Genomic DNA, 13,814 nt, shown 5'->3' with positions numbered 1-13,814 from the left:
CAGCTCCGGAGGTGGGCGGCTGGTAGTGCTTTTTTTATAATTATAATTTAGAAACGATGAATTACATACTACTAATCTCCGCAAGCGTAGGCGGTCTCGTGATAGGCGGTCTCGTTGTATTTCTGGTGAACCGCTACCTGTTGGCGGCTCGCTCCAAGACCATCCTCGAAGAGGCCGAGAAAGAGGCCGAGGTCATCAAGAAAAACAAACTGCTCGAGGTGAAAGAGAAGTTTATCCACATGAAGGCCGAAATGGAGAAGCAGGCCAATGCCCGCAATGCCAAGATACAGTCGGCCGAGTCGAAACTCAAGCAACGCGAAATGCAGCTCTCGCAGCAACAACAGGAGTTGCAACGCAAGAAAAGCGAGACCGAGGCCGTGCGTGCCAACCTCGACAGCCAGCTCGAACTGGTAGAGAAGAGGAAACAGGAGCTCGAGAAACTCCACAAGTCGGAAGTAGAGCGTCTGGAGCACCTCTCGGGTATCTCGGCCGAAGAGGCTAAGGAGCGTCTCGTCGAGTCGCTCAAGGAGGAGGCCAAAACGCAGGCTGCCTCGTATATCAACGACATCATGGACGATGCCAAGATGACCGCCAACAAAGAGGCCAAGCGCATCGTGATACAAAGTATCCAACGGGTAGCCACCGAAACCGCTATCGAAAACTCGGTAACGGTATTCCATATCGAATCGGACGAAATCAAAGGCCGCATCATCGGTCGCGAAGGCCGCAACATCCGTGCCCTCGAGGCTGCTACCGGGGTCGAGATTATCGTCGACGATACCCCCGAGGCCATCGTGCTCTCGGCCTTCGACCCCGTGCGTCGCGAGATTGCCCGTCTGGCCCTGCACCAGCTGGTAACCGACGGCCGCATCCACCCTGCCCGTATCGAAGAGGTGGTAGCCAAGGTGCGCAAACAGATTGAAGAGGAGATAATCGAGACCGGTAAACGTACCGCCATCGACCTGGGTATACACGGTCTGCACCCCGAGCTTATCCGCCTGGTGGGCAAGATGAAATACCGCTCGTCTTACGGTCAGAACCTGCTGCAACACTCGCGCGAGACGGCCAACCTCTGTGCCGTCATGGCTTCGGAGCTGGGTCTCAATCCCAAGAAAGCCCGTCGCGCCGGTCTGCTGCACGATATAGGCAAGGTGCCCGACGAGGAGCCCGAATTGCCGCACGCCCTGCTGGGTATGAAACTGGCCGAGAAGTACAAGGAGAAACCCGATATCTGCAACGCCATCGGCGCTCACCACGACGAGACCGAAATGACCAGCCTGCTGGCTCCCATCGTACAGGTGTGCGATGCCATTTCGGGTGCACGTCCCGGCGCCCGTCGCGAAATCGTCGAGGCCTACATCAAGCGGTTGAACGACCTTGAGCAACTGGCCCTCTCGTATCCCGGCGTATTGAAGACCTACGCCATACAGGCCGGCCGCGAGTTGCGCGTGATTGTGGGTGCCGACAAGATCGACGATGCCGAAACCGAAAATCTGTCGACCGAAATCGCCAAACGTATTCAGGACGAGATGACCTATCCCGGACAGGTGAAGATTACCGTCATCCGCGAGACGCGGGCCGTAAGCTTCGCCAAATAAGCCGGGCGACGCCATACCGCTCCATTCCCCCATTTATCAACCAACGACGAGGCCGTAGGGCGTTACCCGAACTGCTGTTTCGAGTACGGTCTGGGGCCTTGTCGGTGTTAACGATTTACCCAACATGGACCATACAAACGACAATCATACTACAAACCCGTCGGAGAAGCCGCAGCTTACCTCGGCCAACTGCCGCCGCAAGGGGGCGAAGCTCGAGGTCTACGACTGGCTGGCCGACATTCCCGAGTCGCACGACGACACCGACCTGGTCGAGGTGCGGTTCAAGAATACCCGCAAAGGGTACTACCGCAACACGACTCACATCCGGCTCGTGCCGGGCGATCTGGTAGCCGTCGAGGCTTCGCCGGGGCACGACATCGGCGAGGTGACCCTTACCGGCCGGCTGGTGTTGCTGCAGATGAAGAAGAACAACGTCAAGATCGACAATCCCGAGCTCAAGCGGGTCTACCGCAAGGCCAAGCCCAACGACCTCGAGAAGTTCGAAGAGGCCAAGGCCAAGGAGCACGACACCATGATCAGGGCCCGCAAGATTGCCGAGGACCTGCACCTCGACATGAAAATCGGCGACGTCGAGTATCAGGGCGATGGCAACAAGGCCATCTTCTACTACATCGCCGACGAACGGGTCGACTTCCGCCAGCTCATCAAGGTGCTGGCCGAGGTCTTCAGGGTGCGTATCGAGATGAAGCAGATCGGTGCCCGTCAGGAGGCCGGACGCATTGGCGGTCTGGGTCCCTGCGGCCGTCAGTTGTGCTGCTCGGGCTGGATGACCAATTTCGTGTCGGTAGCCACCAGTGCCGCCCGCTATCAGGACATTGCCCTCAATCCGCAGAAACTGGCCGGGCAGTGTGCCAAACTGAAGTGCTGCCTCAATTACGAGGCCGATGCCTACGTAGAGGCGCAGAAGCGGCTCCCCTCGCGCGAGATTCCGCTCGAGACGAAACTCAACACCTACTACCATTTCAAGACCGATATTTTCAAACGCGAGATGTCCTACTCGACCGACAAGTCGATGGCGGCCAATCTGGTGACCGTGAGTGCCGAGCGGGTGTTCGAAATCATCGCCCTCAACAAGCGGGGCATCAAACCCGATACCCTCGAGGCCGAGGCCGGAGCTCGTGCTCCCGAACGCCGCGACTTCGAAGATGTGGTAGGACAGGACAGCCTTACCCGCTTCGACAAGGCCAAGAAGAAGAAAAAAGGCAACGGCGGCGGAAACAACGGCAACAATGGCGGCGGCAACAACAACGGACGTCGTCAGCAGGGTGGCGGTGAGCCGCGCAACAAGTCGGGCAACGGTAATAACAACGGCGGCAACCGCGGGCAGAACAAGCCTCCGCGCAACGGCAAGAAGGGGGGCGGAGGCAAAGAGTCCAACGCTCAGCAGCCCAACGGCCAGCAACCCCGTAAAGAGGGGGGAGAGAATGCCGCACCCAAGCAACAGGGAGCACCCAAACAGCAAGGGGCGCCCAAGCGGCCGGCACCCAAACCGGCCGCTCCCGAAAAGCGCGAAGAGAAAAAAGAGTAAGACCGAGGCAAACGATGAAACGAAACGGGTTGTATATAGGATGTGCCGCGCTGTGGCTGGCGAGCTTGCTTTCGTGTGGACAGAACGATGTCTACAACGAGTTCAATACGCTGCCCAAGAACGGTTGGTTCAAACGCGATGTACAGCGGTTCACCCCCGAGTCGCCCGACTCGACGGGGCGTTACGACCTCTTCCTCACGCTGCGCCATAATGGCGACTATGCCTACCGCAACCTGTGGCTCTTCGTTTCCTATACCGGGGCCGACGGCCGGCAGAAGACCGATACCGTCAACTGCGAACTGGCCGATGAGTTCGGCCGCTGGTCGGGTGGTGGCTGGGGCTCGTACTACCAGCAGGAGCTGTTGCTCGACAATCGTTTCCGTTTCGGTCGCGACCAGGTAGTGACTATCCAGCAGGCCATGCGCGACGACCGCATCCGCGGCATCTCCGACATAGGTATCCGCATTGCCCCGCATAAACCTTGATTGTAAACTCGAACAGCCTCGTCACCACGAGGTTGTACAAATACCACCAGAGAGGTGTGTCGACCGGTTCTCCGGCAGGCACACCTCTCTCGCATGTAGCGGCATACTCTTTTTGAACCGGATTCAAAAAGGGATAGGCCGCCCTTTGCTCTCGCAAGAGGCGGCCCGAGTTCTCAAAAATTAAAAGATGCAAATTGAGACTTGTATATTATTGATTCTCTTCCTGGAATTTTTGGTTCATCTTCAGCAGGTTGATGGTGTAGGCCACCACGTTCTGCGACTCTTGGATGACGGTGAGGTAGACGATGCCCACCTTGATGTAAGACTCCTGTTCACGCATGTTGCGAATCACCTCCCGCTTGAGCACACCCAGCTGGTTGATGAGCTGGTTGCCCCGGTTGTAGAGTGTGGAGAACTGGCTTGAGTTGTTCTCTTCGACAAGCTCCCGACTCTTCTCCAGGAAGCCGACAATCTCGGGAGCAATGGCACCGAAGTTCTCCTTCTGGCTCTTGTCAAGCGGGTTGAAGTTGTTGTCGGTGTGCTCCAGACACGGCTCACACATGCGCTTGATGGCGTGGATAATGTCGTAGGAGAAGTCGTTGCCCTGGAAGTAGTAGAGACCCTTTTCCAGACCAACCTGATCGTTCAGGTGCGATACGCCTATGGTCCCCAACCGTTTCACCTGTTTGAAGTAGCGGCGCTCGGTCTCGATGTCGCCCATGGCCTTACGCAAGGTGCGGTAGCTCTCGTGCAGAAATCCCGTAGTTACCCGGTTGTAGAGGTCGGCGCTCCACTCCAGCACTTTGGTGAACTCTTCGCGGCTGAACTGGCGCAGCAGCACCAGCGCCTCTTCCTTGTCTTTGTTGGCCACCAGCTGTTGGGCTAGCGAGCTCTTTTTCTCTTGTTTCAGTTTCTTGTTATAGGTGATTTGGCTGTGGATAAGCATGTAGGCGGCGAGGGCGCTCAGCAGGATGATGGCGATGGAACCACCGTAGTAGACAATCATCGTAACGATGAAGCAGATGAGGAAGGCTGCACCAGCCGTGATGAACCATCCGCCCACTACCGAGATGACACCCGTAATGCGGTATACGGCGCTGTCGCGTCCCCAGGCCCGGTCGGCGAGCGAGGTACCCATGGCCACCATGAAGGTAACGTAGGTGGTCGAGAGGGGCAATTTCAGCGAAGTACCCAGGGCGATGAGCAGACTGGCCAGCACCAGGTTGACCGAGGCCCGCACCAGGTCGAAGGCGGCGCCGTGCTCGAGTATCACTTCGTCCTTGTCGAACCGGCTGTTGAGCCAGGCCCGGGCTTTGGGCGGTATGCTGTTGATGATGTACGACGAGGTGTTGGTGGTCATGCGCACCAGTTTACGGGCGATAGGCGAGGTACCGAAGTTCTCTTCGCCGGTCTCCTGACGCGAGAGGTCGACCGAAGTCTTGATGACGTTCTGTGCCTTTTTCGAGGTGAACAGGGCGATAACCATGATGATACCCGAACCGATGAGGAATACCGGCGGTGTCTTGGCCGAGTCGAGCAGCGAGGTCATCAGGTATTGGTCGGGGGCTGCGCCGCCGCCATTGGCCACATAGTCGGTGTAGGCCGAGAAGCCGGCCAGAGGCACACCGATGAAGTTCACCAGGTCGTTGCCGGCGAAGGCCAGAGCCAGGGCAAAGGTACCCAGCAGCACAACCACTTTCAGCACATTCACGCGGCACCATGTGAGTATCTGCATCAGCACCGTAGTGGCCACGAAGCAGCAGCCCAGCAGCATCGTGGTGTTTTCGTGAATCCATTGCCGGGTATCGGCGGTCATCAGGGTCGACTCTTTCAACCCTTTGAAAAGGATGAAATAGATAATCGTCGTGGCTGCAAAACCGCCGAACAGCGCACCGAAATATTTAAGTTGCCGCCGATAGTTGAACTTGAAAATCAGTCGGGCAATATACTGTACGATAACACCGAAGAAGAAGGCGATGGCCACCGACACGAATATGGCGACAATCACTTGCAGCGCCTTGTCGGTGTTGATGAGGTCGCCCATCTGCAGCAGTCCGTTGCTGTTTATCGTTTTGATGATGGCCAGCGCAAAGGTACCGCCCAGCAACTCGAATACCATCGAAACCGTGGTCGAGGTGGGTAGACCCATGGTGTTGAAGACATCGAGCAGCACCACATCGGTGAGCATGACCGCCAGCGATATACACATGATTTCGTTCAGGTAGAAGTACTGTGGCTGGTATATGCCGTGTCGGGCAATATCCATCATGCCGTTCGACATGGAGGCTCCCACAAAAATACCTACGGCAGCTATGGCCATAATCATTTTGAACGAAGCGGCTTTCGACCCGATGGCCGAGTTGAGGAAGTTGACGGCATCGTTGCTCACGCCGACCGACAGGTCAAAGACGGCGATGAAGAAAATAAAGATGACGATAATCAGATAGAATGTTTCCATAATCTCCAATTTGCATGTTTTTTGGCATCGCAAAGGAACGATTTTCATGTTACAGAATCGTTACAAACGTATATCTATCTTATTTCGTTTCGGCGAAATGTAAGGTGCAACGGGGTGAGGTGTAGCCTTTTCCCGTTTTCTTAGAGAGGCAAGAAGCCCTGGTCGGTCGGGTGGGGTGATGAGTTGTGGGGAGCGAGGGGGCGGTGGAGCGTTCTTCCGGGTGAGGTATATGCAAGTCGAGGGCATCCCCGTGTGGGAAGCCCTCGATTGGATGGTGTTCGGTTGTTCTACCGATTATTGCTTTTTCGCTTTTGTGGTTTTGGTCGAGCGGGCAGTCGCTTTTCTTTCCGTCTTCGGTTTTTGGACAGTTTGGGCGGTTTTCCGGGTCGAGCTTTTTTCGGTCGCTTCGGGGGTGTTGCCTATCTCTTCGGGTCTCTTCCAGCGAAGAATTTGAGCCGAACGGGCCGGCAGGTAGAGCAGCAGCCACTCCTTCTTCTCTTTCTCGAAGAGCGGGTCGCGCCGTGTAAAGTGGGGAACGCTCTTGTCTACGAGTCCATATCCACCGAATTCGGTATCGTCGCTGCTGAGCAGGGTGGTGTATTCGCCGGCGGGGGCCAGAATGCCGTAGCCGTTGAACGACTTGCAGGGGTGGAAGTTGAAGACGAAGAGCAGGTCGTCGCGCATGAAGGCGAGCACCTGGTCGCCATCGTTTTCGCACAGTTTGACGATGGGGGTCTGCTCGAACTTCTTCTTCTGGCTTACCAGATGAATCATGGCCTGGTCGAAGGCTCCGAGGTACTGGTACTTGAGGTCTTCGCGGTCAACGAGGTCCCACTGGCGGCGGGCATATTTGTAGGACCAGCCGTTGCCCTGGCGGGGGAAATCGATCCACTCGGGGTGACCGAACTCGTTGCCCATGAAGTTGAGGTACCCGCCGTTGATGGTCGAGAGGGTAACGAGCCGTATCATCTTGTGCAGGGCCATGCCCCGGTCTACGACAAAGTTGGTGTCGCCCTTGCTCATGTGCCAGTACATCACGTCGTCGATGAGGCGGAATATGATGGTCTTGTCGCCCACGAGAGCCTGGTCGTGGCTCTCGGCATAGTTGATGGTCTTTTCGTCGGCCCGCCGGTTGGTCAGTTCCCAGAATATGGCGGTAGGTTTCCAGTCCTCGTCCTTCTTCTCCTTGATGGTCTTTATCCAGAAGTCGGGGATACCCATGGCCATGCGGTAGTCGAAGCCGATGCCACCGTCCTTGAATTTGGCTGCCAGGCCCGGCATGCCGCTCATCTCTTCGGCAATGGTGATGGCGCGCGGGTTTACCTGGTGGATGAGTTCGTTGGCCAGAGTGAGGTAGACGATGGCGTTGTCGTCCTGCCCGCCGTTGTAGTAGTCGTCGTACGAGCAGAAGGCCTGCCCCAGCCCGTGGTTGTAGTAGAGCATCGAGGTGACGCCGTCGAAGCGGAACCCGTCGAAGTGGAACTCGTCGAGCCAGTATTTGCAGTTGGAGAGCAGGAAGTGAATCACTTCGTTCTTGCCGTAGTCGAAGCAGAGCGAGTCCCACGCCGGGTGCTCCCGCCGGTTGTCGCCGTAGAAATATTGGTCGTAGGAGCCGTCGAAGCGGCCCAGACCCTCGACCTCGTTCTTCACGGCGTGCGAGTGCACGATGTCCATGATGACGGCGATGCCGCGCCGGTGAGCGTCGTCGATGAGGGCCTTCAGGTCGTCGGGGGTACCGAATCGCGACGAGGGGGCAAAGAAGCTCGACACGTGGTAGCCGAACGAGCCGTAATAGGGATGCTCCTGTATGGCCATAATCTGTATGGCGTTGTAGCCGTCGGCATCGATGCGAGGCAGAATCTTCTCGCGAAATTCGTTATAGGTGCCCACCTTCTCCTCCTGCTGGGCCATACCGATGTGGCATTCGTAGATGAGCAGGGGCGAAGTCTTGGGTTTGAAGTTGGTCTTGGTGAAGGTAAAGGGCTGTCTGGGGTCCCAGATCTGAGCCGAGAAGATATAGGTCTCGGGGTCTTGCACCACGCGGGTAGCCCAGGCGGGTATGCGTTCGCCCTGCCCGCCGTTCCAGTGGACCGACAGCTTGTAGAGGTCGAGGTGATGCAGTGTCTTGAGGGGAAGCTTGATTTCCCACACGCCGTTCCCGATAGCCAGCAGTTTGTATTGAGGTTGTTCTTTCCAGTCCGAGAAGGTACCAATCAGGTAGATGGCGTTGGCGTTGGGAGCCCATTCGCGGAATACCCAATGACCTTTTTCTTTGTGAAGGCCGAAGTAGAGGTATCCGTCGGCAAATTCCGAGAGGTTGCCGCTGCCGTTGGTCAGTTCGGCCATTTTTTCTAAGGCACGGTTATGACGGCCTTCGATTGCCTGTTTATAAGGGGCCAGCCAAGGATCGTTTTTTATCAGTTTCAGAGTTTTCATAGGGCTGTTTTTAAGGAAGAACGACATGACTGCAGGAGCGCATTGATGGCGCCTCCCTGCCGGTTGAAACAGGCCGATTGCCGGGCTTGGCAGAGAGGAATTTCCGTACCTGAATCCCAGTCGACTTTCGTCCTATTCCTACATGCAAAAGTAATAAAAAAACCGATATATGAAACTTTTGGAGCGGAAACATTGTGAAGGGAATGTGAAAAAGTTTTTGCCCGATTTTTCCCTGGGAGATAGGATGCGGTTCGGGATAAAAAATACTGAAACAAGTTTCGATATTTTATTCTTCGCTCACCTTTCACAATCTTTAGATAAGATAGGATGCGGTTCGGCATAGTCAAACTTGAAAAACAAGTTTTCCCGTTTGCTTCTGCACTCACCTTTCACTATCTTTGGATAAGATAGGATGCGGTTCGGGATAAAAAATATCTGAAACAAGTTTCGATATTTTATTCTCCGCTCACCTTTCACTATTTTTGCACCACACATATAATATTATAGTCGCCATAAGAAAGGGATATGGCGAGCCATATTACAGAAACAGTAGTAGAGATGTCTAAAATGAAAAACAATCGAGTGAAACCATTTTTTATAGTGGCTTTGTGTGTGTCGTTGGCTGCATCGCTGTATGCCCGACCGCGCACCGTGCAGCAGGCACAACAGATAGCCAGCGAATTTGCAGGCAGTGCCGGCAATCTTAAAAAGACGATGGGGACCTCGACGCGGCTCGCCTATACCCGCAGCGGGGATTCGCAGCCGTTGTTCTATGTCTTTAACCGGGGGGAGGGTTTTGTTATCGTGTCGGCCGACGACCGGGCTCCCGAGATTCTGGGGTATTCCGATGCCGGTCCGTTCGACATTGACAGCCTGCCCGACAACTTCCGGTATTTGTTGAACTCCTATGCCACCGAACTCGAGTCGCTTGCTGCTGCACCCGAGGCCGTCGCCCTCTCCGCGAAAAAGGTAGAGCGCTCCACACAGGCCACGGGCAAGTCGGTGGCTCCGTTGTTGGGCAGTATCCTGTGGGACCAGGGCGATCCCTACAATCTGCAATGCCCGGTGATGAGCGATGGCGGCAGGTCTGTGGTGGGCTGTGTGGCTACGGCCATGGCTCAGATTATGGGGTACCACCAGTGGCCCGAGAAGGGAACCGGAACGATACCGGGGTATACCACGCGAAGCCAGGGTTTGGTGATTGACGAAGAGAATATCGAGAATACCTATTACGATTGGGACCATATGACGCCCGCACCGGGCGAAGAGCTGCAGGTGCCCGTGGCCGATTTGCAGGCCGGCACCTATCTGTTGCGGGTACGCACGGCTCAAGAAGTGAAGACAACCCAATTTATCAAGAAATAGAAACCTTATGAAACCGATTATTTTTCTTTGTTCGGCCATGTTGATTCTCAGTGCAGGATGCAAAAGTTCCAAACCGGTTGCCCAGGCTCCCGAAAAGACCTCCTCGGGGCAGGTGCTCACGGGGGCGAAGCCTGCCCAGGCTCTCCCGTCGGCTATCGTGTATAAGACGACACGCGACTTCAGCGACCATGTGCCGGTGACACTCGATGCCCGGCACGAGCATATCGTGGCCTATCCGGCTCCCTCCGATCTCTATTATCAGGGCCGCCTGGCCAAGCCCACCGCACTGGCCGACGGCTATTGGCTCGACAACCGCGGCATCAACGAGCACGTGGCTTTCCTCGACTATACCTATGAGGAGTACAGTGCTCTGGAGCAGACGCCTACCGTGCAGCAGCTCGAGGCTCGTATTCTGGAGCGCTACCCGCTCACCGAACTCTACGTGTGTGGCAAGCGGGGTAGCTATGCCGATGAGGTGACAGAGCTCAATGCCTTGATAAAAGATGGTTTCCCCGGCTGCCGCAAGGTGGAGTTGCCCCGGGATATGAGCCGGGTGTCGGCTCCCAAGTTGTAGCGGGTGAATCGTGAACAGGTACAGGGCGAGGGTATGGTGAAGGCCGTACCCTCGTTTCCGTTTCGGGGGGGGTATCGGGTAGTCGAGACGAATACCTCGTGCTTATACGTGTTCGACAGGCAGGTCGGGCAGGAGGTCGGGGGTGTAGCCGCTGCGGATGCGCCACTCCTGCGGATAGAGGTTGTTGGCCCGGTTGCCCAGATTCTTGACCCACCCGAGGGGGAAACCGCGGTAGGCGACGATGAGGTATCCGCGCGGCTGGTCGGGTGGCAGCACGATGCTCTCGCGGCGCAGGTAGGCCAGAGCCGTAGCGAGGTCGGCTTCGAAGCGGGGTGTCTTTTCGGGGTCGAGAGCCGTCGAGAGAGCCAGCGAGGGGTGAGGAATGTAGTCGCGACCCTTGACGGTAGCCAGAGTGACACCGGCCTGCAGCAGGGTGAGGTGCCGGTCGAGCAACTGGTAGTCGGCCCGGTATTCGCGGGGGATGGCCAGGAAACTGTCGCCGCGCGACACAAAGTCGAAATCGTCGGGACGAGCCAGCCGTTGGCACCATTCGTCGGGCACGGGAGTCGCCGGGGTGGTCTTCTTCCCCTTCTTGTTGCGTTTGCCGGCCGGTTCGTCGAGCAGCCGGGAGTGCGAGTCGTCGGGTTCGCCGGGTTTCCGCAACACCGCCATGAAGAGCCCTTCGCCCCGTGTGAGATGCGGCATGAAGCGGTAGGCCGTCACACCCGGTACGAGAGCCGAAGCGATGCCCCAGGCCGGGTCGGTATCGACCGTGAGCGGGGTGGCTCCCAGCTCTTTCATCAGGTAGAGCACCATCTCTTCGTTCTCCTCGAGGTTGTAGGTGCAGGTGCTGTAAATGAGCACTCCGCCCGGCTTGAGGGCCGGCCACACGTCGGTGAGGATTTGCCGCTGGCGTTCGGCGCAGCGGTCCACCCCGGCAGGCGACCACTCGGCAATGGCGTCGGGGTCTTTGCGAAACATCCCCTCGCCCGAGCAGGGCACATCGGTAGCCACCATGTCGAAGTAGCTCTCGAGACGGGCAAAGTCGGCCGCCTCGTTGCGGGTCACCACCGAGAAGGGAGAGCCCCATTTCGTCAGGTTCTCGGCCAGGATATAGGTGCGGTTGGGCACCACCTCGTTGCTCACCACCAGACTGCCGGCCGGGAGCGAGGCGATGGCATCGGTCGATTTTCCGCCGGGTGCGGCGCAAAGGTCGAGGTAGCGCACCGGGGTGTGTATGTACTGGTCGATGACCCGATGCAGGAACATCGAGGCTGCCTCCTGCACATAGTAGGCCCCGGCATGGAAGCAGGGGTCGAAGGTGAAGGCCGGCCGTTCGGGCAGATAGTAGCCCTCTTGCGACCAGGGTACCGCTTCGCCCAACGGTCTGCCCGGCCAGCATTTGGCCGGGTTGAGCCGGATGCTCACCGGCGACTCGGTAGCGAGCGCCTGTTCAAAGCGGGGGTAGTCGTCGCCCAGCAGGCGGCGGGTGCGGTCGATAAACGAAGAGGGCAGTTCTGTCATAATCGGGTCGAGGAAATTTTCACGATTCGACAAAGATAGGTATTTTTGCCGATAGATTTTGTAGCCCTCAAAAAAGTCGTTATGCTCAAAGCCGCTTTATACCTCATACCCGTACCGCTGGGCGATACCCCTGTCGACCGGGTACTGCCCGCCTATAATCGCGAAGTGATAGCCGGGATCAGCCATTTCGTCGTGGAGAATGTGCGTTCGGCCCGTCGTTTTCTCAAGAAGTCGAACCCCGATATTTGCATCGATGCCCTCACCTTCTACGAGTTGAACCGCCACACCCCGGCCACCGAGGTGAGCAGCTACCTCAATCCGTTGCGTCAGGGCCAGCCCGTGGGGGTTATTTCCGAAGCGGGGTGTCCGGCCGTGGCCGACCCGGGAGCCGATGTGGCGGCGATTGCCCAGCGCGAGCATCTGCCGGTGGTGCCGTTGGTGGGCCCGTCGTCGATACTGATGTCGCTCATGGCCTCGGGCTTCAACGGCCAGAGCTTTGCCTTCCAGGGCTATCTGCCCATCGAGGCCGGCGAGCGGGCCAAGCGCATCAAGCAGCTCGAGCAGCGGGTCTATGCCGAAGACCAGACCCAGATATTCATCGAGACTCCCTACCGCAACCACAAGATGATCGAGGACCTCGTGCGCACCTGTCGCCCGCACACCCGCCTGTGTGTGGCGGCCAACATCACCTGCCCCGACGAGAACATCCGCACCCTCTCGCTGAGCGAGTGGGCCAAGACTTCGTACAACTACCAGAAGACTCCGGCCATCTTCCTGCTCTACAAATAGGGCGGAGTGCCTGCCGGGCTTCGGGAAAAAATTGTCGGAATCGCGGCAATATCTTTGTGGCCGATAATTTTCTATTGTGCGGCTAAAAAACTATCTTTGTACCCCAAGGAGAAAAAAGGATATGAGCTTGCAATTTCTGAGCTTGGCCAGCGGAAGCAGTGGCAACTGTTATTATTTGGGAACGGAAGATTATGGCATACTGATCGATGCCGGCAAAGGTGTACGCACCATCAAGAAGGTTTTGAGGGAGTATGGCATACCGTTTGAAAAAATCGTGGCCTTGTGCATCACCCACGACCACGCCGACCACATCAAGGCGGCCGGAACCTTGGGCGAGAAATTCGGAATCCCCATCTATACCACCGAGACCATCAAGAACGGCATGAACCGCAACTACTGCATGGTCGACAAGGTATACAGCGCGCACCGCGCCATCATCAAGGAGGTACCCTTCAAAATCAGAGACTTTACCATCACCGCCTTCGAGGTGCCCCACGACGGGAGCGACAACGTGGGCTTCCTTGTTACGTACGGCAATCTGCATTTTGCCTTTGCTACCGACCTGGGTACCATCACCCCGACGGCCGACAAGTATCTGCGTCAGGCCAACTACCTGGTCATCGAGTCGAACTACGACGAGGCCATGCTGCAACACGGCACCTATCCGCCTCACCTCAAGCGGCGCATCCTGGCCGACAACGGCCACATGGACAATGCCCGCACGGCCGACTATCTGGCCCGTATCTATACCCCGGCGTTGCGCAACATTTTCCTGTGCCACCTCAGCGGCGACAACAACCATCCCGAGCTGGCTTACAAGACCATCGAGAACCGGCTGTACGAGGAGGGTATCCGCGTAGGCAAGGATGTGGAGCTGGTGGCGCTTACCCGCAACCACCCCTCGGCGCTCTATACCTTCGAGGAGCCCGACGGGCAGGAGTAGATGCTGCTCTTTTTTTACGAATTTTGCACATTGCCGAAAAATTTTTTGAAGAATCCTTTGCAGGTTTCTCGAAAAGCCTTACCTTTGCACCCG

11 protein-coding genes are annotated in these 13,814 nt (G+C 57.0%); 8 read left to right on the top strand and 3 right to left on the bottom strand.

Going from position 1 to position 13,814, the window contains the following annotated elements; all coding sequences use genetic code 11:
• Nucleotides 1-56: 56 nt before the first annotated feature.
• The 3 genes from rny to ABGT88_RS13740 all read left to right on the top strand — a co-directional run bounded on the left by rny (nt 57) and on the right by ABGT88_RS13740 (nt 3,632).
• Complete coding sequence (rny, locus tag ABGT88_RS13750) at nt 57-1,598, top strand: ribonuclease Y (protein WP_087409050.1); 1,542 nt, start codon at nt 57-59, stop codon at nt 1,596-1,598.
• 124 nt (nt 1,599-1,722) lie between these two features.
• Nucleotides 1,723-3,147: a regulatory iron-sulfur-containing complex subunit RicT gene (ricT, locus tag ABGT88_RS13745; RefSeq protein WP_258326750.1), complete on the top strand. Its 1,425-nt coding sequence runs from the start codon at nt 1,723-1,725 to the stop codon at nt 3,145-3,147.
• Between the two features lie 14 nt (nt 3,148-3,161).
• A complete protein-coding gene (locus ABGT88_RS13740; protein ID WP_087409048.1) occupies nt 3,162-3,632 on the top strand; it encodes a gliding motility lipoprotein GldH in 471 nt (156 codons plus the stop codon).
• Between the two features lie 208 nt (nt 3,633-3,840).
• Here the strand turns inward: ABGT88_RS13740 and ABGT88_RS13735 are convergent, their stop codons facing one another.
• On the bottom strand, nt 3,841-6,090 hold the full coding sequence (locus ABGT88_RS13735) for an inorganic phosphate transporter (protein WP_346702673.1): 2,250 nt from the start codon (nt 6,088-6,090) through the stop codon (nt 3,841-3,843).
• Nucleotides 6,091-6,384: 294 nt separating this feature from the next.
• Nucleotides 6,385-8,526 carry an alpha amylase C-terminal domain-containing protein gene (locus ABGT88_RS13730; RefSeq protein WP_346702671.1) on the bottom strand — a complete coding sequence of 714 codons (2,142 nt, stop codon included), beginning with the start codon at nt 8,524-8,526 and terminating at the stop codon, nt 6,385-6,387.
• A gap of 169 nt (nt 8,527-8,695) precedes the next feature.
• On the opposite strand from ABGT88_RS13730, the gene ABGT88_RS13725 reads away from it, so the two are divergent.
• The 3 genes from ABGT88_RS13725 to ABGT88_RS13715 all read left to right on the top strand — a co-directional run bounded on the left by ABGT88_RS13725 (nt 8,696) and on the right by ABGT88_RS13715 (nt 10,465).
• Nucleotides 8,696-8,869 (top strand): hypothetical protein, encoded by a 174-nt coding sequence (locus tag ABGT88_RS13725; protein WP_289540019.1) that lies wholly within the window; start codon nt 8,696-8,698, stop codon nt 8,867-8,869.
• A 215-nt stretch (nt 8,870-9,084) separates the two neighbouring features.
• Entirely contained in the window at nt 9,085-9,891 is an 807-nt protein-coding gene (locus ABGT88_RS13720; protein WP_346702669.1) for a thiol protease/hemagglutinin PrtT, read from the top strand.
• Between the two features lie 7 nt (nt 9,892-9,898).
• Nucleotides 9,899-10,465, top strand: a complete 567-nt coding sequence (locus tag ABGT88_RS13715) for a hypothetical protein (protein WP_346702667.1) — start codon at nt 9,899-9,901, stop codon at nt 10,463-10,465.
• 102 nt (nt 10,466-10,567) lie between these two features.
• Here the strand turns inward: ABGT88_RS13715 and ABGT88_RS13710 are convergent, their stop codons facing one another.
• Nucleotides 10,568-11,989 carry a methyltransferase RsmF C-terminal domain-like protein gene (locus tag ABGT88_RS13710; protein WP_346702891.1) on the bottom strand — a complete coding sequence of 474 codons (1,422 nt, stop codon included), beginning with the start codon at nt 11,987-11,989 and terminating at the stop codon, nt 10,568-10,570.
• A gap of 81 nt (nt 11,990-12,070) precedes the next feature.
• On the opposite strand from ABGT88_RS13710, the gene ABGT88_RS13705 reads away from it, so the two are divergent.
• On the top strand, nt 12,071-12,778 hold the full coding sequence (locus ABGT88_RS13705) for an SAM-dependent methyltransferase (RefSeq protein WP_346702665.1): 708 nt from the start codon (nt 12,071-12,073) through the stop codon (nt 12,776-12,778).
• Between the two features lie 121 nt (nt 12,779-12,899).
• Nucleotides 12,900-13,721: an MBL fold metallo-hydrolase gene (locus ABGT88_RS13700; RefSeq protein ID WP_087409043.1), complete on the top strand. Its 822-nt coding sequence runs from the start codon at nt 12,900-12,902 to the stop codon at nt 13,719-13,721.
• The last annotated feature ends 93 nt before the right edge of the window (nt 13,722-13,814 follow it).

The sequence above is a fragment of the Barnesiella sp. An22 genome (genome assembly GCF_963931395.1).
In the GTDB taxonomy this organism is placed as follows: Bacteria; Bacteroidota; Bacteroidia; order Bacteroidales; family Barnesiellaceae; genus Barnesiella; species Barnesiella merdigallinarum.
This window is presented reverse-complemented; position numbering and strand designations above follow the sequence as displayed.